General features: G+C 67.3%; 13 protein-coding genes and 3 tRNA genes. 1 reads left to right on the top strand and 15 read right to left on the bottom strand.

Annotated features, from left to right (window positions below):
* Nucleotides 1-570 precede the first annotated feature (570 nt).
* The 13 genes from WBG79_RS23145 to WBG79_RS23085 form a co-directional block, all read right to left on the bottom strand.
* Entirely contained in the window at nt 571-1,716 is a 1,146-nt protein-coding gene (locus WBG79_RS23145; RefSeq protein ID WP_337359604.1) for a helix-turn-helix transcriptional regulator, read from the bottom strand.
* A gap of 174 nt (nt 1,717-1,890) precedes the next feature.
* A complete protein-coding gene (gene rpoC, locus WBG79_RS23140; RefSeq protein WP_337359603.1) occupies nt 1,891-6,093 on the bottom strand; it encodes a DNA-directed RNA polymerase subunit beta' in 4,203 nt (1,400 codons plus the stop codon).
* Between the two features lie 163 nt (nt 6,094-6,256).
* Complete coding sequence (gene rpoB / locus WBG79_RS23135) at nt 6,257-10,390, bottom strand: DNA-directed RNA polymerase subunit beta (protein ID WP_337359602.1); 4,134 nt, start codon at nt 10,388-10,390, stop codon at nt 6,257-6,259.
* A gap of 270 nt (nt 10,391-10,660) precedes the next feature.
* Nucleotides 10,661-11,041: a 50S ribosomal protein L7/L12 gene (gene rplL / locus WBG79_RS23130; RefSeq protein ID WP_337359601.1), complete on the bottom strand. Its 381-nt coding sequence runs from the start codon at nt 11,039-11,041 to the stop codon at nt 10,661-10,663.
* A gap of 84 nt (nt 11,042-11,125) precedes the next feature.
* On the bottom strand, nt 11,126-11,644 hold the full coding sequence (gene rplJ, locus WBG79_RS23125) for a 50S ribosomal protein L10 (protein ID WP_337359600.1): 519 nt from the start codon (nt 11,642-11,644) through the stop codon (nt 11,126-11,128).
* 447 nt (nt 11,645-12,091) lie between these two features.
* A complete protein-coding gene (gene rplA, locus WBG79_RS23120; protein WP_337359599.1) occupies nt 12,092-12,793 on the bottom strand; it encodes a 50S ribosomal protein L1 in 702 nt (233 codons plus the stop codon).
* A 4-nt stretch (nt 12,794-12,797) separates the two neighbouring features.
* Entirely contained in the window at nt 12,798-13,244 is a 447-nt protein-coding gene (rplK, locus tag WBG79_RS23115; RefSeq protein ID WP_337359598.1) for a 50S ribosomal protein L11, read from the bottom strand.
* Nucleotides 13,245-13,689: 445 nt separating this feature from the next.
* Nucleotides 13,690-14,220: a transcription termination/antitermination protein NusG gene (gene nusG, locus WBG79_RS23110; protein ID WP_337359597.1), complete on the bottom strand. Its 531-nt coding sequence runs from the start codon at nt 14,218-14,220 to the stop codon at nt 13,690-13,692.
* A 23-nt stretch (nt 14,221-14,243) separates the two neighbouring features.
* Nucleotides 14,244-14,444 carry a preprotein translocase subunit SecE gene (gene secE, locus WBG79_RS23105; protein ID WP_337359596.1) on the bottom strand — a complete coding sequence of 67 codons (201 nt, stop codon included), beginning with the start codon at nt 14,442-14,444 and terminating at the stop codon, nt 14,244-14,246.
* A 126-nt stretch (nt 14,445-14,570) separates the two neighbouring features.
* Nucleotides 14,571-14,646: transfer RNA gene (locus WBG79_RS23100), tRNA-Trp, on the bottom strand.
* A 126-nt stretch (nt 14,647-14,772) separates the two neighbouring features.
* The gene (gene tuf, locus WBG79_RS23095) at nt 14,773-15,963 is read right to left on the bottom strand and encodes an elongation factor Tu (protein WP_337359595.1); all 1,191 of its coding nucleotides are present in this window, start codon (nt 15,961-15,963) and stop codon (nt 14,773-14,775) included.
* A gap of 105 nt (nt 15,964-16,068) precedes the next feature.
* Entirely contained in the window at nt 16,069-16,419 is a 351-nt protein-coding gene (locus tag WBG79_RS23090) for a RidA family protein (protein ID WP_337359594.1), read from the bottom strand.
* Between the two features lie 60 nt (nt 16,420-16,479).
* Nucleotides 16,480-16,553: transfer RNA gene (locus tag WBG79_RS23085), tRNA-Gly, on the bottom strand.
* A 128-nt stretch (nt 16,554-16,681) separates the two neighbouring features.
* Here WBG79_RS23085 and WBG79_RS23080 point away from each other — a divergent pair.
* Entirely contained in the window at nt 16,682-17,137 is a 456-nt protein-coding gene (locus tag WBG79_RS23080) for a hypothetical protein (RefSeq protein WP_337359593.1), read from the top strand.
* A gap of 47 nt (nt 17,138-17,184) precedes the next feature.
* Here the strand turns inward: WBG79_RS23080 and WBG79_RS23075 are convergent.
* Both WBG79_RS23075 and WBG79_RS23070 read right to left on the bottom strand, forming a co-directional pair.
* Nucleotides 17,185-17,269: transfer RNA gene (locus WBG79_RS23075), tRNA-Tyr, on the bottom strand.
* A 166-nt stretch (nt 17,270-17,435) separates the two neighbouring features.
* Nucleotides 17,436-19,736, bottom strand: coding sequence for a heparinase II/III domain-containing protein (locus WBG79_RS23070; RefSeq protein ID WP_337359592.1), 2,301 nt, complete (start codon nt 19,734-19,736; stop codon nt 17,436-17,438).
* Between the last annotated feature and the right edge of the window lie 277 nt (nt 19,737-20,013).

The raw sequence follows: 20,013 nt of genomic DNA, 5'->3' as shown, positions 1-20,013 counted from the left end.
GGTTCCGCGAGAGCGTCTCGGCGCCATTGGTCGAGCGCTTTGGGCGCGCTCGATCACGGGCAGCCGACGGGCCTGCCGCGAAAGTGCGCGGAACATATGAGGGTCAGCCCCCGGCGTCAAGCGTTCTGCGCGAGATTTCGTGGCGGGGATCGCCGACGCAGCCCGGATAGGTCGAGCCCGCTCGTGCCGAGCAACAAACGCAAAGCGCGGCACGCACAGGGAAGCGGAACCTTGCGCCCCACCCCGCGAATCGCGAGGGCCGCGGATCGCCCCGCGGCCCCCGGCCCGCAAATTCGGGCAATTGCCGAAAATGAACGCCGCCATGCATCCGGCCTTCCGGAACGAGGCGTCTGATGGCCCACCTCGTTCACCCCACCGCCGGCCGGTGGCGACCGGCGGTATCCCTATCGAAACGACGCGGATCGTCGAGGCCCGTCGGAGAAGCGGGCCTGCCGCTCGCCGGCCCGGGGTCCTGCTGCTGCAGGTGGGAGCCCCGCACCGTCGCGCGACGTCCGGCAGATTAGCGGGCCGCCCGCCCCGGCGCGTCCCCCGTTTGCGGTAAGCGTTGCGTCAAGTCCGGCCCAGGATGCGCGCCAGGAAGGCCACCAGTTCGGCCTGCCGCCGACAGCCCGTCTTTTCGAAAATCCGCTTGAGATGGGTGCGGACGGTCTCGCGCGAGATCCCAAGGGTCCGCCCCGCCTCTGCGACGGTCCGCCCGGCGGCGATCTCGGCCGCGACCCGCGCTTCCGCCTTCGTCAGGCCGGAGAGCCCCTCGATCGAGCGCGGATCCAGGCTGGCGGGCGCGCTCCGCTCCCGGATCAGGACGAGCGCCAAGCGCGGCGGCGGGTAGAGCCAGGCGCCCGGGCGGTCGGCCTCCGGCAGTACCACCGGTGCCACCGATATCCGCGCGCCCCGGGTATCCGCCCCCGGCGGGAGGAGGAGGTCCGCGTCCCGCGGGACGACGCCGCCGAGACCGGCCGTCGCCAGCGCGACGGCATCGGCCAGACGGCGGGCGGCGACCGGGTCGGCGAGAGAAAGATGGCCGGACGGCCGCTCGCGCAGGAATCGCGCCTCCTCGAACAGCGCCACCGCCTTGCGGTTCGTCCCCCGGATCTTGCCCCGGCCGTCCACGGCGACGGCCGGCGCGTCGAGGCAATCGAGCACGGCCTCCATCGAGGCCTGGCGCAGCCGCTCGTCCCCGACCGCCCGGTTCGTGCAGATGGACGAGCGGAACACCGGCGCCACCAGGCCGAGCATGCGGGCGAGCCTCGCCTGGTGGACGTCCACCTGCCGATAGCCGTAATGGACTGTCAGAAGCGCGACGGCGTCCGGTTCGTCGATGAACTTCACCCCCACCGCGCACTCGGCCTCCCCCACCGGCTCGAGCCAGTCGCGGTAGAACTCGGTCTCCGCGATCAGGTGGGCCGGGGCGTGTTCCTCAGAGGCGAAGGCCGTGAGCACCGGAGCGCCCGCCCAGAACGGCTTCCAGGGGTTGATGGCGGAGTAATGGTCCATGTAGGCCGGCAGGGCCCAGGGTTCGTAGCCCGCCACGTGCCCCCCGACGCAGGGCCGGCCGATGCGGTCGTCGCCGAGCAGCCCGACCTTCACCCCCGGGAATCCGCGGCACAGGATGTCCGGCACCTCGGCCCAGCGCCGAGGGTCCAGCCCCGCGGCCGACACGGCTTCCAGCAGTTCTGCCAGGACGTCGTCTTGCATGGACCAGGCCCAATCGCCTATTCCATGTCATTTTTAACTAGGCTCCTCCGGCTTGCAACATCAACCTTGGGGGTACCCGCGGGAGAGGCCCGGGGCGGGACACGACGAGTCCCGGTCATGAAAAAGGCCGCGGATCGCTCCGCGGCCTCTTCGATACCGATGCGGCAGGCTGCCTTATTCGGCGGCCGGCAGCGAGATGGTCGGCTGCTCGCCCATGCCCGCCGGGGTCTGCTGGGCCTTCCGCTCCTCCAGGATCAGCTCGTCGCGGTGACCCGCGATGGAGCGGATCTTGTTCATCACCGAGCCAGTGCCGGCCGGGATGAGACGGCCGACGATCACGTTCTCCTTGAGGCCCTCCAGGTTGTCCGCCTTGCCGGCGACCGCGGCCTCGGTGAGGACGCGGGTGGTCTCCTGGAAGGACGCGGCCGAGATGAACGACCGGGTCTGCAGCGAAGCCTTGGTGATGCCGAGCAGGACCGGCACCGCCGAGGCGGGCTTCAGGCCTTCGGCGATCAGCTTCTCGTTCATCGCGTCGAAGTCGATCTTGTCGATCTGCTCGCCCGTGATGAGCTCGGGGCTTTCGCCGGCGTCGGTGACCTCCACCTTCTGCAGCATCTGCCGGACGATCACCTCGATATGCTTGTCGTTGATCACGACGCCCTGGAGCCGGTAGACCTCCTGGATCTCGTTGACGAGGTAGGCCGCGAGAGCCTCCACGCCCTTGATGGCCAGGATGTCGTGCGGCGCCGGGTTGCCGTCGAGGATGAAGTCGCCCTTCTCGATGGCGTCGCCGTCCTGGAGATGGACGTGCTTGCCCTTCGGGATGAGGTATTCGCGCGGCTCGGACCCGTCCGACGGCTCGATGACGATCCGCCGCTTGTTCTTGTAGTCCTTGCCGAACCGCACGGTGCCGTCGATCTCCGCGATGATCGCGTGGTCCTTCGGACGACGCGCCTCGAAGAGCTCGGCCACGCGCGGCAGACCGCCCGTGATGTCGCGGGTCTTGGCGCTCTCCAGCGGAATGCGGGCGATGACGTCGCCGGCATGCACCTTCGAGCCCGGGTCGACCGACAGGATCGCCTCGACCGGCAGCGTGTAGCGCGCCTCGCCGCCGCGGGCGAGACGGGCGATCTTGCCGTCCGGCCCCATGACGACCAGGGCGGGCTTCAGGTCCGACGTGCGGTTGGAGGTCCGCCAGTCGATGACGACGCGCTTGGTGATGCCCGTCGCCTCGTCGGTGGACTCCTGCATGGTCTGGCCGTCGATCAGGTCCTCGTAGCCGGCGGTGCCGTCGACTTCCGAGATGATCGGCCGGGTGTAGGGGTCCCACTCGGCGATGCGCTGGCCGCGCTTCACCTTGTCGCCCTCGTCCACGAACAGCCGCGAGCCGTAGATCAGGCGGTGGACCGCCCGCTCCGACCCGTCCTGGTCCACGATGACGACCGCGAGGTTGCGGCTCATCACGATGAGCTTGCCCTCGCTGTCGCGCACGATGTTCCGGTTGCGGATGCGGACCGTGCCCTCGAAGTTCGACTCGACGAAGGACGAGTCCACCACCTGCGCCGTCCCGCCGATGTGGAACGTGCGCATGGTGAGCTGGGTACCCGGCTCGCCGATCGACTGGGCCGCGATGACGCCCACCGCCTCGCCCATGTTGACGGGCGTGCCGCGCGCCAGGTCGCGGCCGTAGCACATCACGCAGACGCCGATCTTGGTGTCGCAGGTGAGAACCGACCGGATGCGGACCGACTGGATGCCGGCCCCCTCGATCCGCTTCACATGCGCTTCCTCGATAAGCGTGTTCTTCGGCACCAGTACCTCGCCCGAGTTCGGATCGACGAGATCCTCCGTCGTGACGCGGCCGAGGATGCGCATGCCGAGCGAGGCGATGACCTGGCCGGCATCCACCACGGCCTGCACGCGGATGCCCTGGTCGGTGCCGCAGTCCTGCTCGGTGATGATGCAGTCCTGCGCCACGTCGACCAGACGCCGCGTCAGATAGCCGGAGTTGGCCGTCTTCAGCGCCGTGTCGGCGAGGCCCTTGCGGGCGCCGTGGGTCGAGTTGAAGTACTCGAGCACCGTCAGGCCTTCCTTGAAGTTCGAGACGATCGGCGTCTCGATGATCTCGCCCGACGGCTTGGCCATGAGGCCGCGCATGCCGGCGAGCTGCTTCATCTGGGCCGGGGAGCCGCGGGCACCCGAGTGGCTCATCATATAGACCGAGTTGATCGGCTTCTGCCGCTTGGTCTCCGGATCCATGTGCACGGCCGAGATGCGCTTCATCATTTCGTCGGCGACACGATCGGTGCACTTCGCCCAGGCGTCGACGACCTTGTTGTACTTCTCGCCCTGGGTGATGAGGCCGTCCTGGTACTGCTGCTCGAACTCCTTGGCGGCCGCCTGAGTCTCCTCGACGAGCTTCGCCTTGGTGTCCGGGATCACCATGTCGTCTTTGCCGAACGAGATGCCGGCCTTGAACGCATGGTAGAAGCCGAGCGACATGATGCGGTCGCAGAAGATCACCGTCTCCTTCTGACCGCAGGCGCGGTAGACCGCGTCGATCATCCCGGAGATGGTCTTCTTCGTCATCAGCTGGTTGCAGACGTCGAACGGCACGGCATGGTGCTTCGGCAGGAGATTGCCGATCAGCATGCGTCCGGGCGTGGTCTCGTAGATCTTGGTGTACTGGTTGCCTTCCTTGTCCACGCCGTAGTAGCGGCCGCGGATCCTGGAATGCAGCGTGACCGCCTTCGCCTCGAGCGCATGGTAGAGCTCGCCGAGGTTGGAGAAGGCCATCCCCTGCCCCGGCTCGCCCTCCGCCATGATGGAGAGGTAGTAGAGGCCGAGCACGATGTCCTGCGAGGGCACGATGATCGGCGCGCCGTTCGCCGGGTGCAGGATGTTGTTGGTCGACATCATCAGCACGCGCGCTTCCAGCTGGGCCTCCAGCGAGAGCGGCACGTGGACGGCCATCTGGTCACCGTCGAAGTCGGCGTTGAACGCCGTGCAGACGAGCGGATGCAGCTGGATCGCCTTGCCCTCGATGAGGACCGGCTCGAAGGCCTGGATGCCGAGCCGGTGCAGCGTCGGCGCCCGGTTCAGCATGACGGGATGCTCGCGGATGACCTCGTCCAGGATGTCCCAGACTTCCGGCCGCTCCTTCTCGACGAGCTTCTTCGCCTGCTTGACGGTCGACGACAGCCCCTTCGCGTCGAGACGCGAATAGATGAAGGGCTTGAAGAGCTCGAGCGCCATCTTCTTCGGCAGGCCGCACTGGTGCAGCTTCAGCTCCGGACCGACCACGATCACCGACCGGCCCGAATAGTCGACGCGCTTGCCGAGCAGGTTCTGGCGGAACCGGCCCTGCTTGCCCTTCAGCATGTCGGCAAGCGACTTCAGCGGCCGCTTGTTGGCGCCCGTGATGACGCGTCCGCGCCGGCCGTTGTCGAACAGCGCGTCCACCGCCTCCTGAAGCATGCGCTTCTCGTTGCGGATGATGATGTCCGGCGCCCGCAGTTCGATCAGCCGCTTGAGGCGATTGTTGCGGTTGATGACGCGCCTGTAGAGGTCGTTGAGGTCCGACGTCGCGAAGCGGCCGCCGTCGAGGGGCACGAGCGGACGCAGGTCCGGCGGGATCACCGGCACGACGGTCAGGATCATCCACTCGGGCCGGTTGCCCGACTCGATGAAGGATTCGATCAGCTTCAGCCGCTTGGCCAGCTTCTTCGGCTTCAGCTCGCCCGTCGCCTCGGCGATCTCCACCCGCAGAGTCTCGGTGAGCTTCTGCAGGTCGAGGGCCGCCAGCATGTCGCGGATGGCCTCCGCGCCGATCATCGCCGTGAAGCTGTCCTCGCCGTACTCGTCCTGCGCCTTGACGTACTCGTCCTCGGAGAGGAGTTGGTGCAGCTTGAGCGGCGTCAGGCCCGGCTCGGTAACGACATAGTGCTCGAAGTAGAGGATCCGCTCGAGATCCTTCAGCGTCATGTCGAGCAGCATGCCGATCCGGCTCGGCAGCGACTTCAGGAACCAGATATGCGCGACCGGAGCCGCCAGCTCGATGTGGCCCATGCGCTCGCGCCGGACGCGGCTGAGGGTCACTTCGACGCCGCACTTCTCGCAGATGACGCCCTTGTACTTCATGCGCTTGTACTTGCCGCACAAGCACTCGTAGTCCTTGATCGGGCCGAAGATGCGCGCGCAGAACAGGCCGTCCCGCTCGGGCTTGAACGTCCGGTAGTTGATCGTTTCGGGCTTCTTGATCTCGCCATAGGACCAGGAGAGGATCTTCTCCGGGCTGGAGATCGAAATCCGGATAGCGTCGAAGGTCTGCGCCTGCGTCGCCTGCGGACTGAAGATGTTCATGACTTCTTGATTCATCGGCCGTCTCTCCTGCGGGTCGCTTCGCGAGTGGCCGGCTCGCCCGGCGTCCCGCCGTGGAATTCCTTGTCAGCCAGTACCCATACGCGCGCCATCGGGCGGAACCGCGGCGCGACCGCGGCGGGACGAACCGCCGCGGCCGAGGATCTGAACCCGCGGACGATCACTCCGCCGCGTCGATCTTGAGCGGGCCGTCGTCGTTGCGGCCCTTGACGTTGACCAACTCGACGTTGAGGCCGAGCGAGCGCATCTCCTTGACGAGCACGTTGAAGCTCTCCGGGATGCCCGCCTCGAAGGTGTCGTCGCCACGCACGATGGCCTCGTAGACCTTCGTGCGGCCGGCCACGTCGTCCGACTTGACGGTGAGCATCTCCTGCAGGGTGTACGCCGCCCCGTAGGCCTCCAGCGCCCACACCTCCATTTCGCCGAAGCGCTGACCGCCGAACTGCGCCTTGCCGCCCAGCGGCTGCTGGGTGACGAGCGAGTAGGGACCGATCGACCGGGCGTGGATCTTGTCGTCCACCAGGTGATGCAGCTTCAGCATGTAGATGTAGCCGACCGTGACCTTCCGGTCGAAGGGCTCGCCGGTGCGCCCGTCGTAGAGCACCACCTGGCCGGAACCGGACAGGCCGGCCCGGGTCAGGGCGCTCTCGATGTCGCGCTCCTTGGCGCCGTCGAAGACCGGCGTCGCGATCGAGACGCCGCGCCTCACCTGCTCGGCGAGGCGGACGATCGAGGCATCGTCGTACTCCGAGGGCTGCTCGCCCTTGATGTTGGCGCCGTAGATGTCGACGAGCCGCTCGCGCAGCGCCTCGACCTGGCCCGACTTGCGGTACTCGTCGAGAAGCTGCCCGACCTGCCGGCCCATGCCCGCGCAGGCCCATCCCAGATGAGTCTCCAGGATCTGCCCGACGTTCATGCGGCTCGGCACGCCGAGCGGGTTCAGCACGATGTCGACGTGCTGCCCGTCTTCCAGGTACGGCATGTCCTCGACCGGCACGATCCGCGACACGACGCCCTTGTTGCCGTGCCGGCCGGCCATCTTGTCGCCCGGCTGGATCTTGCGCTTCACCGCGACGAAGACCTTGACCATCTTCATCACGCCGGGCGGCAGCTCGTCGCCCCGCTGCAGCTTCTCCACCTTGTCGATGAAGCGCTGCTCGAGACGCTTGCGGCTCTCGTCATACTGGTTCCGCAGCGCCTCGATCTCGCCCATGAGCTTCTCGTCCGCCAGGGCGAACTGCCACCACTGCGAGCGCGGGAACTCCTCGAGGAGCTCCTGATTGATCTCCTGCTCCTTCTTGAAGCCCTTCGGCCCGCCGATGCCGATCTTGCCCGACAGCATCTCGGCGAGGCGGCCGTAGACGTTGCGGTCGAGGATCGCCTGCTCGTCGTCGCGGTCCTTGGCGAGCCGCTCGATCTCCTCGCGCTCGATCGCCATGGCACGCTCGTCCTTCTCGACGCCGTGCCGGTTGAACACGCGCACCTCGACGACGGTTCCCTGCACGCCCGGGGGGACGCGGAGGGACGTGTCGCGGACGTCCGAGGCCTTCTCGCCGAAGATGGCGCGGAGCAGCTTCTCCTCCGGCGTCATCGGGCTCTCGCCCTTCGGCGTGATCTTGCCGACGAGGATGTCGCCGGCCCGGACCTCGGCGCCGATGTAGACGATGCCGGCTTCGTCGAGGTTCTTCAGCGCCTCTTCCGAGACGTTCGGAATGTCGCGCGTGATCTCCTCCGGCCCGAGCTTGGTGTCGCGGGCCATCACCTCGAACTCTTCGATGTGGATCGACGTGAACACGTCGTCACGCACGATCCGCTCGGAGAGCAGGATCGAGTCCTCGAAGTTGTAGCCGTTCCACGGCATGAACGCGACGAGCACGTTCCGGCCGAGCGCGAGATCGCCGAGGTCGGTCGACGGACCGTCCGCGATGATGTCGCCCTTCTCGATCACATCGCCCACGCTCACCAGCGGGCGCTGGTTGATGCAGGTGTTCTGGTTCGAGCGCTGGAACTTCATAAGCCGGTAGATGTCGACGCCCGACTTCGACGGATCGAGGTCGGAGGTCGCGCGGATGACGATACGGGTCGCGTCGACCTGGTCGACCACGCCGGCCCGCTTCGCCCCGATCGCGGCGCCGGAATCGCGCGCCACCACCGATTCCATGCCGGTGCCGACGAACGGCGCCTCGGCGCGGACCAGCGGCACCGCCTGGCGCTGCATGTTGGAGCCCATGAGGGCGCGGTTGGCGTCGTCGTTCTCGAGGAACGGGATCAGCGCCGCGGCGACCGACACGAGCTGCTTCGGCGACACGTCCATATAGTCGACGCGGTCGACCGGGACCATCATCACCTCGCCCGCGTGACGGCAGACGATCAGCTCCTCCAGGAGCCGGCCCTCGTTGTCGAGCAGGGCGTTCGACTGGGCGACGTAGTGCTTGCTCTCCTCCATGGCGGAGAAGTAGTGCACCTCCTCGCTCACCCGCCCGTCCTTCACGCGCCGGTACGGGGCCTCGATGAACCCGTACTTGTTGACGCGCGCGAAGGTCGCCAGCGAGTTGATCAGGCCGATGTTCGGCCCTTCCGGGGTCTCGATCGGGCAGATGCGGCCGTAGTGCGTCGGGTGCACGTCGCGCACCTCGAAGCCGGCGCGCTCGCGGGTGAGGCCGCCCGGCCCGAGCGCCGAGAGACGCCGCTTGTGCGTGATCTCGGAGAGCGGGTTGGTCTGGTCCATGAACTGCGACAGCTGCGAGGAGCCGAAGAACTCGCGCACCGCCGCCGCCGCTGGCTTGGCGTTGATCAGGTCCTGCGGCATCACGGTCTCGATCTCGACCGAGCTCATGCGCTCCTTGATCGCCCGCTCCATGCGCAGGAGGCCGACGCGATACTGGTTCTCCATGAGTTCGCCGACCGAGCGGACGCGCCGGTTGCCCAGGTTGTCGATGTCGTCGATCTCGCCCTTGCCGTCGCGCAGGTCCACGAGCGTCCGGATGACCGCCAGGATGTCGTCCTTGCGCAGCACCCGCACCGTGTCCTCGGCGTCGAGGTCGAGGCGCATGTTCATCTTGACGCGGCCGACGGCCGACAGGTCGTAGCGCTCCGCATCGAAGAACAGCGAATGGAACATCGCCTCCGCGGTCTCGATCGTCGGCGGCTCGCCCGGGCGCATGACCCGGTAGATGTCGAACAGCGCGTCCTCGCGGGTCTCGTTCTTGTCCACCGCCACCGTGTTGCGGATGTAGGCACCCGTGTTCACGTGGTCGATGTCGAGGACGGTCATCTCCTCGTAGCCGAAGTCGAGCAGCTGCTTCAGGAGCTTCTCGGTGATCTCCTGGCCGGCCTCGGCCTGGATGACGCCGGTCTTCATGTCGACGACGTCCTCGGCCAGGTACTGGCCGATCACGTCCTCGTCCGAGACCTTCAGGAACTTCAGACCCTTCTCGGCCAGGATGCGGGCCTGGCGGGCCGTCAGCTTCTTGCCGGCCTCCAGCACCACCTCGCCCGTGTCGGCGTCGATCAGGTCCTGCGTCGCCTTGTAGCCGCGCATGCGGTTCGGGTCGTACGGCGTGCGCCAGGACTTGCCGGTCCGCACGTAGACGAGCTTGTTGTAGAAGGTGTCGAGGATCGTCTCCCCGTCCATGCCGAGCGCGAACAGGAGCGACGACACCGGGATCTTCCGGCGCCGGTCGATGCGCGCATAGACGATGTCCTTGGCGTCGAACTCGATGTCGAGCCACGAGCCGCGGTACGGGATGATCCGCGCCGCGAACAGGAGCTTGCCCGACGAGTGGGTCTTGCCCTTGTCGTGGTCGAAGAAGACGCCCGGCGAGCGGTGCATCTGCGAGACGATGACGCGCTCGGTGCCGTTCACGATGAAGGTGCCGTTGTCCGTCATGAGCGGCATGTCGCCCATGTAGACGTCCTGCTCCTTGATGTCCTTGACGGACTTCGCGCCGGTGTCCTCGTCCACGTCGAACACGATGAGGCGCAGCGTGACCTTCAGCGGCGCCGCGAAGGTCATGCCCCGCTGGCGGCACTCGTCCACGTCGTATTTCGGCGGCTCGAACTCGTAGCGGACGAACTCGAGGAGCGCGCGGTTCTGGAAGTCCGAGATCGGGAACACCGACTTGAAGACGGCCTGGAGGCCTTCCTCGCCCCGCCCGCCCTTCGGCTCGTCGATCTGCAGAAACTGATCGTAGGAGGCCTTCTGCACCTCGATCAGGTTCGGCATCTCCGCGACTTCGCGGATCGATCCGAAGAACTTGCGGACACGTCTGCGACCGTTGAACGTCTGGGCCATTGTCGCTCCTCGCGCGGGTACCGACGGCAATCCGGAGAACCTGGGCAGCAGCCCGCCGCGGGCGGCGGAGCGGTTCTCGGGATGGTCGCCGGGGAAACCCGACAATTACCACCGGACTTGAAGAAATGTCCGGATCCGATTGATTCCGAATTCTCTTGCCGGTCAGGGCCGAAGCCGGCCCCTTTCGGCAGAACGGCCGGGATCGGCAGAGCCGACCCCGGCACGATGGTCAGGCCGCCCGAGGGATACGAGATCCCCCGGGTAGCGGGATCACTTGACGTCGACCTTGGCGCCGGCGCCCTCGAGCTGCTTCTTGAGCTTCTCGGCCTCGTCCTTGGACACGCCTTCCTTGACGGCCTTCGGCGCGCCCTCGACGAGGTCCTTGGCTTCCTTGAGGCCGAGCGCCGTGATGGCCCGGACTTCCTTGATGACGTTGATCTTGTTCGGACCCGCGTCGGCCAGGATGACCGTGAACTCGGTCTGCTCCTCGACGGGGGCCGCGGCGGCGGCCGGAGCGCCACCGGCGGCGGCGACCGCGACCGGAGCGGCGGCGGAGACGCCCCACTTGTCTTCGAGGAGCTTCACGAGCTCGGCGGCCTCGAGGATGGTGAGGGACGAGAGGTCGTCAACGATCTTCGACAGATCAGCCATTGTAGTGTTCCTTCGGTCTATCGGTTCGAACTTGCGATTTCGGGTCGGGCCGGACGCTCCGTCCGGCTCGCGCTTCGATTGGCCTCACGCGGCCTGGTCCTTCTCGGCGTTCGCCTTGATGACGCGGGCGAGTGCCCCGCCCGGCGCGGCGATGACCGACGCGAGCTTGGCGGCGGGCTGGTTGATCATGCCCGCGAGCTTCGCCCTCAGTTCGTCCAGAGACGGCAGCGAAGCCAGCGCCTTGACCCCGTCGGGGTTCAGCGCCGTCTTGCCCATGCCGCCACCGAGGATGACGAACTTGTCGTTGGCCTTGGCGAACTCGGTCGCCACCTTCGGGGCCGCGACCGGATCGGTCGCGGACACGATGACCGTCGGACCCTTGAAGAGTCCGGCGACCGGCTCGAGTTCTGTGCCTTGAAGAGCCAGCTTGGCGAGGCGGTTCTTCGCGACCTTCACGGTTCCTCCGGCGGCCCGCATGCGCCCGCGCAGGGCGTTCATCTCGGCCACCGTCAGTCCCTGATAGCTCGCCACGACCAACGACCCAGTTGCCTTGAACTGGACGTTAAGGGTCGAGACGAGTTCGCGCTTTGCCGCTCTATCCACGACTGCCTCGTTACGTATGCCCCCGAGAGGTCCCCGGGGACGGGTTGCAAGGTGGACGCCCCTCCCCGGCTCGAGGCCGGCGCGGAACCTCCGCTTACTTCCTGTCCCCCCGGGTCGCCTTCGCGGGACCCGAGGACCAACGGTCCGAACCGATATGCCGGAAGCGCGCGCGCCTCCGGGAATCCGCTCTTCCCCGTCTCATGCAGGCTCCGTCGGATCGCACCCGATCGAAGTGGACTTAGGCCGGTCGCCCGGCACCTGCAGTCTCGGACAGGTCGAGCCCACGCGAGACCCGGCGGCTTGCGCCTCCGGTCCCCGGGCGGGCCCCACTCTCCCGACGAACCCGAGGGCTCGCCGGAAACGCTTGCCGGACCCCGCGCGGGCGATGCCCCCGCCGTTCCGGCCGGCCTGGATGCGCATGCCGCGCGCCCCGGTCGGATGTCTTCGTCAGGCCTGCGCCGACAGGCTGCCGGGGTCGATCTTGACGCCCGGGCCCATGGTCGAGGAGATCGACACGCGCTGCAGGTAGGTCCCCTTGGCGCCGGTCGGCTTGGCCCTGTTCACCGCCTCCGCGAAGGCGCGGATGTTCTCGAGCAGCGCGCCCTCCGTGAAGGAGGCCTTGCCGACGCCCGCATGGACGATGCCCGCCTTCTCGGCGCGGAACTCGACCGCGCCGCCCTTGGCGTCGCCGACCGCCTTGGTGACGTCCATCGTCACCGTGCCGACCTTCGGGTTCGGCATCAGGCCGCGCGGGCCGAGCACCTTGCCGAGGCGGCCGACGAGCGGCATCAGGTCCGGGGTGGCGATGCAGCGGTCGAAATCGATCGTCCCGCCGTTGATCCGCTCCACCAGGTCCTCCGCGCCGACCACGTCGGCACCGGCCGCGCGGGCCTCGTCGGCCTTGGCGCCGCGGGCGAAGACCGCAACCCGGACCGACCGGCCCGTGCCGTTCGGCAGGTTGCAGACGCCGCGGACCATCTGGTCGGCGTGGCGCGGGTCGACGCCGAGGTTCATGGCGATCTCGACGGTCTCGTCGAACTTCGCAGAGGCGCGCTCCTTGACGAGCTTCACGGCGTCTTCGAGCCGATAGAGCTTGGTGCGCGAAATGCCCTCGCGGGCCTTGGCGGTACGCTTCGGAAGCTTGCTCATCGTCTCACTCCACCACTCGGACGCCCATGGCCTGCGCCGAGCCTTCGACCATGCGCATGGCCGCCTCGACGTCGGTCGCGTTCATGTCCTTCATCTTCTTCTCGGCGATCTCCTTGACCTGGGCCTTGGTGATCTGGCCGACGAAGGAGCGGCCCGGGGTCTTCGACCCGGTGCCCGGCTTCTTCTTCGTGTCGAGCTTCGCCGCGCGCTTGATGAAGAACGCGGTCGGCGGAGTCTTGATCTCGAAGGTGAAGCTCTTGTCGGTGAAGTAGGTGATCTGCACCGGGCACGGCGTGCCCTTCTCGATCTCCTGCGTCTTCGCGTTGAATTCCTTGCAGAACATCATGATGTTCAGGCCGCGCTGGCCGAGCGCGGGGCCGATCGGCGGCGACGGGTTCGCAGCACCCGCCGGCACCTGGAGCTTGATGTAGCCCTGGACCTTCTTCGCCATAGTCCCTCTCTCCACTGTGGGGTCGCCGCCGGTCCCTCGTCGGGCGGCGGCGTCGGAGCGGCGGTCAGGCCTCCCGATCCGGCGACGATCGGTCGTACCCCCCGCCTCCCGGGAGCCCGAGAGCCCCGCGGGTCGGCGTCCTGGCCGCCCTCCCGAGGAAGGGCGGCGAAGCGCCTGCTGCCCGGATCCGGTCGGGCGCCCGTGGCGCCGTTCCGTTCCGGACCGGCCCGCGGCCCGGACGAACCGGACCCCGGATCGGGTGAGAACCGCGGGCCAGCTTCCGCGGGTCTCTGCGGAACGAGCCTTTCGGACCGCTCCGGCGGAGCGAACCTTTCAGCCCGCTCCCGGGGCGGCGCCCGATCGTCCCCTCTCGCGAGGGCGACGGCCCGGCCTCGTCCCGAATTCGTCATGGCACGGCCCGTGCGGCGCCGCGGGGCCGGAGCCCTCAGACCTTCTCGACCTGTCCGTATTCCAGGTCGACCGGCGTCGCGCGGCCGAAGATCGAGACCGCCACCTTGAGTCGGGCCCGCTCCTCGTCGACCTCCTCGACGGTCCCGTTGAAGGACGCGAAGGGCCCATCCGACACGCGCACCTGCTCGCCGATCTCGAAGGTGATCGACGGCTTCGGACGCTCCACGCCCTCCTGCACCTGCTGCAGGATGCGCATGGCCTCGGCTTCCGTGATCGGCATCGGCTTGTTGTCGGAGCCCAGGAACCCGGTCACCTTGGGGGTGTTCTTGATGAGGTGGAAGGCCTGGTCGGTCAGGTCCATCTTGACGAGGACATAGCCCGGGAAGAACTTCCGCTCCGCATCCACCTTCCGGCCCCGGCGCACCTCGACCACCTTCTCGGTCGGCACGAGGATCTGCTCGAACAGGTGCGTCAGGCCCTGCTGGCCCGCGCGCTCGCGGATGGACTCCGCGACCTTGTTCTCGAAGTTCGAATAGGCGTGCACGATGTACCAGCGCTTGGCCATGTCTTTTTTGGATCCGTCGCCGGTCAGCGGGCGAAGCCGAGGATGAGGCCGATGCCCCATCCCATGACCTGGTCCGCGAGAAGGAAGAAGATGGCCGCGATGGTCGCCATCACGAAGACCATGACGGTCGTGATGGCGGTCTCGTTGCGGGTCGGCCAAGATACCTTGGCGACCTCGTCGCGGACCTGCTGCAGAAACATGAAGGGATTGGTCTTCGTCGCCATCCGCCGCTCACGACAGGCGGGCGCGCAGAGGGGCTCGCCTCCACACGCCCGGCAATAAGGAACCGTCTACCTAATGCCTCGCGCGTCCGACCACAAGAGGGATTCGGAACACATCGGGAAATCGACTGGCAGGGGCAGAGGGACTCGAACCCCCGACCCTCGGTTTTGGAGACCGATGCTCTACCAACTGAGCTATACCCCTTTGGGCTCAGTCGACTTCGCCGTGGCGCGACGCCTTCGGCTTTAGCACTCCGGCGGCTTCCGGGAAAGACGCCGCCGGAGGATTCGATCGGACGCTGTGGGGCGGCACGCCACCCCTTAGCCGTGATCAGGCAAGGATCTTGGCGACGACGCCGGCGCCCACCGTGCGGCCGCCTTCACGGATGGCGAAGCGGAGCTTCTCCTCCATGGCGATCGGCACGATCAGCTCGACGACGAGCTTCACGTTGTCGCCCGGCATGACCATCTCGGTGCCCTCGGGGAGCTGCACGATGCCGGTCACGTCCGTCGTCCGGAAGTAGAACTGCGGACGGTAGTTGGCGAAGAACGGCGTATGACGGCCGCCCTCCTCCTTCGTCAGGATGTAGGCCTCGGCCTCGAACTTCGTGTGCGGCGTCACCGAGCCCGGCTTGCACAGCACCTGGCCGCGCTCCACGTCCTTGCGCTCGATGCCGCGCAGCAGCGCCCCGATGTTGTCGCCCGCCTGCCCCTGGTCGAGCAGCTTGCGGAACATCTCGACGCCCGTCACCGTCGTCTTGCGCGTCGGACGGATGCCGACGATCTCGACTTCCTCGCCGACCTTCACGATGCCGCGCTCGACGCGGCCGGTCACCACCGTGCCGCGGCCCGAGATCGTGAACACGTCCTCGACCGGCATCAGGAACGGCTGGTCGATCGGACGCTCCGGCTGCGGGATGTACTCGTCCACCGCCCGCATCAGCTCCAGGATCGCGTCATGGCCGAGCTTCGCGTCGCCGTTGTTCAAGGCCTCGGTCGCCGAGCCCTTGATGATCGGGATGTCGTCGCCCGGGAACTGGTAGGACGACAGGAGCTCGCGGACCTCGAGCTCGACGAGCTCCAGAAGCTCCGGATCGTCGACCATGTCGCACTTGTTCAGGAACACCACGATCGCCGGAACGCCGACCTGGCGGGCGAGCAGGATGTGCTCGCGCGTCTGCGGCATCGGGCCGTCCGCCGCCGACACGACCAGGATCGCGCCGTCCATCTGCGCCGCGCCCGTGATCATGTTCTTCACGTAGTCGGCGTGACCGGGGCAGTCCACATGCGCGTAGTGCCGGTTCTGCGTCTGGTACTCGACATGCGCCGTGTTGATCGTGATGCCGCGCGCCTTCTCTTCCGGCGCCGCGTCGATCTGGTCGTACGCCTTGAACGTCGCCCCGCCCGTCTCCGCCAGCACCTTCGTGATCGCCGCCGTCAGCGACGTCTTGCCGTGGTCGACGTGACCGATCGTGCCGATGTTGCAGTGCGGCTTGTCGCGGTTGAATTTCTCTTTGGCCATGGAAAGGTTCCCGGTCGCTACAGGGGTGTGGCTTGCGAAGACGAAGCCGCGCCGCCGACGATGCGGCGGCTATTTATGGGAATTCAGGAGGCCGCGCAAGCGCGTTCAGAGCGCCGCCTCGACCATGATCTCCACGTCGAGGCCAGGGGCCGCGAGCTTCGATTCGACCGTCGCGCGCGCCGGCGTCTGCCCGGCGACGACCCAGGCGTCCCACACCTCGTTCATCTCCGCGAAGGTGGCGATATCGGTGAGCCAGATGTTGGCCTTGAGGATCCGGGTCTTGTCCGTCCCGGCCTCGGCCAGCACGGAATCGATCTGCGCCAGGATCTCGGCCGTCTGTTCCTTCACCGACTTGCCGGCCGTCTGGTCGGCCGTGTAGCCCGCGCAGTAGACCTTACCGCCGTGGATAACGGCCTTGCTCATGCGCTTGCCGGCGCCGATTCGGGTGATGGACATCTTCGCTCCGGAGTGGTGGGCGGGAGGCCGGACCGGCCGTCGTCCGCCGGGCAGGGACGTTGGAGCGGGTAGCGGGAATCGAACCCGCGTATTCAGCTTGGAAGGCTGCTGCTCTACCATTGAGCTATACCCGCCGCGACGCCCGGAGATAATGGACCCCGGCCGGTTTGGCAACGGGGCCGTGGCGGTGTCTCGGAGGCTCGGCCCTTCGAAGCCCGCGCAGGGCGACCGTCTCGTGGCTCCACGCCAGACGAGGGTCTCAATGCCTCTCGATCCAGAAGATTTCAGTCCGCGAACGTTCCTGAGAGACGCAGTGGCGTTCTCACAAGCTGCCTCGATCCTTGATGGGCGGAATCCGTATGGGCCGCTGACAAACCGGCCACTCCTGAACTGTTGCTGCGTTGCCGTCGAACTTGCGCTGAAGGGCCACTATTTCCACTACAGATTTGATCCGGAGCACATGAAGAAACGAGCCCATCGGGTCAAGCGCATATACGACGATCTGAAAGAAAACGGGAGAGATCCGCCTTTGTCGCCAGAAGAAATTGAGTTCATCGATTTCGTCGATAAAATAAACGTTGCGCAAGGAAGCAGATATGCGACGCTTACAACACGCTATCACGCATCGAGTGCAGCAGAACGTACAAGAGGTATCGTGAGTGCCTGCTTGAACAATCTTCCAGATGCACAAGAACTCCGCAAAAACTTGCAGAGATGAGTCGGATCAAGTAGATCGTTCAGCGTAATTCAATTGGCAGATAGTGTTGGTGGGGGAAGTAGGACTCGAACCTACGAAGGCTTAGCCAGCGGATTTACAGTCCGCCCCCTTTGCCGCTCGGGACATTCCCCCGCCCTGGACGGCGCCTCGGCGCGTCCGACCGACCCCTGAGGCTCGGTGGCGGGGTTTATGGCGAGCCGGTCCGGCCCTGTCAACCACCAACACCCGGCAGGCGAACCGATTTCTAGGCACGCGGAGACGCCGCGGCCCGGACCGCCGCCCGCCTCCCGCCCGGCCGTCAGCGATAGACCGGTGTGAGCGTTCCGTCTGCGGACGTCGACCACCTGAAGAGGCTCGGCTTCGACACCGGGGTCCTCCGGCCCGCCACCGTCTGGTAGCTGCAGGCGGGGACGGCAGGGTCGCCGATCACGATCGAGTCCCTGGCGGCGCCCTGCGTCACCGTGACGACCAGATTGGCGGCCCCGCAGGTCGAGCCGCGGATGGACGCGGTCCCCCGGGCGCCGGCACGCACCGACACGAACGAGTCGTCGAAGACGAGGTCCGCGCCGGTCACGCCCGCGCCCGAGACGGCGGTCACCCCCCTGATCCCGTCGTCCCCCACGGCGCTGGGCGTGGCCCTGATGACGGAGACGACGACCTGGTCGCCGCGGCCGCCGAAGGTGGCATGGACGTCGGGCGAGAAGCCGAGGCCGGTCGAGAAGGTCTTGCCGACGTAGCCGAAGGGACCCTTGTCGGCACCCCAGTGGCGGGCGTAGCCGAGGCTCGGACCGAACTGGCGGATCGACAGGTTGACGGCCCCCGGCGTGGCATCCGTGGTGAAGATGCGCCGGCCGGCCGGATCGAGCGAGACCTGCTCCGGATGGAAGCCCTCGATCTGCACGCCGCCCGCATCCGTGACCGGCTCGGCGAACTTCCAGACCTGGGTGTAGGCGTGGTTGCCGGTCGACCGCAGGACGTCGACCACCACCCACAGCGCCGGATTGCGCAAGAACACCACCCCGCGCCAGTGCTGGGTATCGGTCACCGGGCCGTAGCCCCCCGTGTAGAGGCCCTCCGTGAAGTCGAAGCGGCTCGATGTGGAGAATCGGGCGTCGACGGGGAAGAGCGCGGCCCGTTCCCGGTCGGGCTTGCCGGCGATCATGCGCAAGCCCGCGGTGTTGCCGTGCGACTGCGATTGGTTGTCCACCAGCACCGTACTCGTCTTGTAGGTGGAAGCTTCGGACAGATAGGCGACGGAGGCCGGGTACTCCGCGTTCAGGCCGGAATAGTTCGGTATCCCGCCGGCCACGAGCAGGCGCCGGCCGCCGGCGGCGAGCTGGATGGAATTGCTGCCCGCCATGGCGTGACCGTGCGCATCGCGCCAGTTGTAGAAGAACAGATAGGAGGCCGCGTCGTCCCAGCCGGAACGCAGGGCCGTGTAGCCGCTGTACGGCAAGGTCAGGGAGGTCAACCCGAAGGTGTGGGGCGTCGGCTTGCGGCCCTTGTTCCACAGCGTGTTGCCGACCTGCGGAAGGCCGCCGCCGGGCGCCGCGATGGCCGCCATGGCGAGGTCGAAGCGCTCCCCGAGCATGGCGGCCTTGCCCGCCCAGGGGAAGATGTGCCGGAGCCCGGCGAGCCGCCGGAGGTCGTCCACCGTGGCCCAGTTGTAGTTGAAGGAGGCCTCGACGAGGCCGCCGTCGGCGTAGACGCTTTCGGTCGCCAGCTGGTCGATCGCGGCGCCGATGCGCGGGACGAGCGGCAGGACGTCCGGGTGGTCGATGAAGGTGTAGCCGACCAGGCCGAGCCCCGCTAGGGCGCTGGCACGCTGGTTCAGGACCCGGCCCGGCACCTCGTAGTATTTCAGAAGCAACGGTGCGACGGTGGTGGCGAAGCCGCCGACCGCCTCGAATGTGAGCCCGGCATCGACGAGGTCGCGGTCGGCCGCCGTGAGCGCGGCGGTGACCGGGGCGACGGCGCCGTCGTCCCAGGGGCGCGGGCTCCGTCCAAGCGTCTTGGCGAGGCCGCCGAAGCCCGACGCGAAGGCGTTGACGCTCCACCCGTACATCAGCAGAGCCTCGGCATTGCCCGACGCGAGGTCGCGCGCGCAGCCTCGAACGCCGTTCAGAATCGATCGCGGCTGGCCGGCCAGCGCGGCTCGCTCGTTGACGGCCATGTCCCGCACGACGGCGAGATAGCGCGCGGCATATTTGGCGGCGCCGGTCTTGGCGAACCGCGCGGCCAGCGGATTGACGGGCGCGAGCCCGAGATAGCAGGAGCCCCGGGTTTCCGCGTAGTTCACGCGCTGGCCGGGAAGCCGCGCGAATCCCCAGGCGTCGTCGAACCGGTAGTCCGGCGGAACGGCGGCCGCCAGATACTGCGCCTCGGTGCTGTCGCCGACGAGATAGTCGGTCCAGGCGTCGAACTTGCCGTTGCCCCAGTTCGGGCCGAGGACGGGCCGCAGGTCCAGGCTGCGGGCGCGCGCGATCGCCGCGTCGCGCACGCGCACCGGATCCCGGTCCACCACGAACTGGGCTTCGGCGGCCGAATGCGCCAGCGTCACCCCGGCCAACACCGCCGCGGCGAGACCCGAAGTCAACACGTTCCGTTTACCTGTCGTCGAACGCCGATTCATCATCGTAACTTCAAACGTCGATGTCATCGACGACCATATAACGTTACGTAAGCTCGTCGGCAACATGGAGATCGGAGCTTGATGACCAAATGATTTAAGAAAAACAGACAAGAAAATCTTTCAAATTGAGCAGGACGCCTCTCGCTCGGGCGACCGCGCCTCTTGAGGATGCGCTCCCGCATGGGGCGGCTCGACAACCGGACGGCCCTGGGGCCTAGTGTTCCGGCGAATCCGTGCGGGGCCG

Origin of the sequence: Prosthecomicrobium sp. N25, from assembly GCF_037203705.1 — a bacterium.
GTDB lineage: Bacteria > Pseudomonadota > Alphaproteobacteria > Rhizobiales > Ancalomicrobiaceae > Prosthecodimorpha.
Note: the sequence above shows the minus strand (reverse complement) of the source record. Positions and strands in the feature narration are given on the sequence as shown.

What these genes read in the sequence shown, in the direction of transcription:
- WBG79_RS23145 (WP_337359604.1), bottom strand. Translation starts at nt 1,716, where the DNA reads ATGCAAGACGACGTCCTGGCAGAACTGCTGGAAGCCGTGTCGGCCGCG.
- rpoC (WP_337359603.1), bottom strand. Translation starts at nt 6,093, where the DNA reads ATGAATCAAGAAGTCATGAACATCTTCAGTCCGCAGGCGACGCAGGCG.
- rpoB (WP_337359602.1), bottom strand. Translation starts at nt 10,390, where the DNA reads ATGGCCCAGACGTTCAACGGTCGCAGACGTGTCCGCAAGTTCTTCGGA.
- rplL (WP_337359601.1), bottom strand. Translation starts at nt 11,041, where the DNA reads ATGGCTGATCTGTCGAAGATCGTTGACGACCTCTCGTCCCTCACCATC.
- rplA (WP_337359599.1), bottom strand. Translation starts at nt 12,793, where the DNA reads ATGAGCAAGCTTCCGAAGCGTACCGCCAAGGCCCGCGAGGGCATTTCG.
- rplK (WP_337359598.1), bottom strand. Translation starts at nt 13,244, where the DNA reads ATGGCGAAGAAGGTCCAGGGCTACATCAAGCTCCAGGTGCCGGCGGGT.
- nusG (WP_337359597.1), bottom strand. Translation starts at nt 14,220, where the DNA reads ATGGCCAAGCGCTGGTACATCGTGCACGCCTATTCGAACTTCGAGAAC.
- secE (WP_337359596.1), bottom strand. Translation starts at nt 14,444, where the DNA reads ATGGCGACGAAGACCAATCCCTTCATGTTTCTGCAGCAGGTCCGCGAC.
- tuf (WP_337359595.1), bottom strand. Translation starts at nt 15,963, where the DNA reads ATGGCCAAAGAGAAATTCAACCGCGACAAGCCGCACTGCAACATCGGC.
- WBG79_RS23090 (WP_337359594.1), bottom strand. Translation starts at nt 16,419, where the DNA reads ATGTCCATCACCCGAATCGGCGCCGGCAAGCGCATGAGCAAGGCCGTT.
- WBG79_RS23080 (WP_337359593.1), top strand. Translation starts at nt 16,682, where the DNA reads ATGCCTCTCGATCCAGAAGATTTCAGTCCGCGAACGTTCCTGAGAGAC.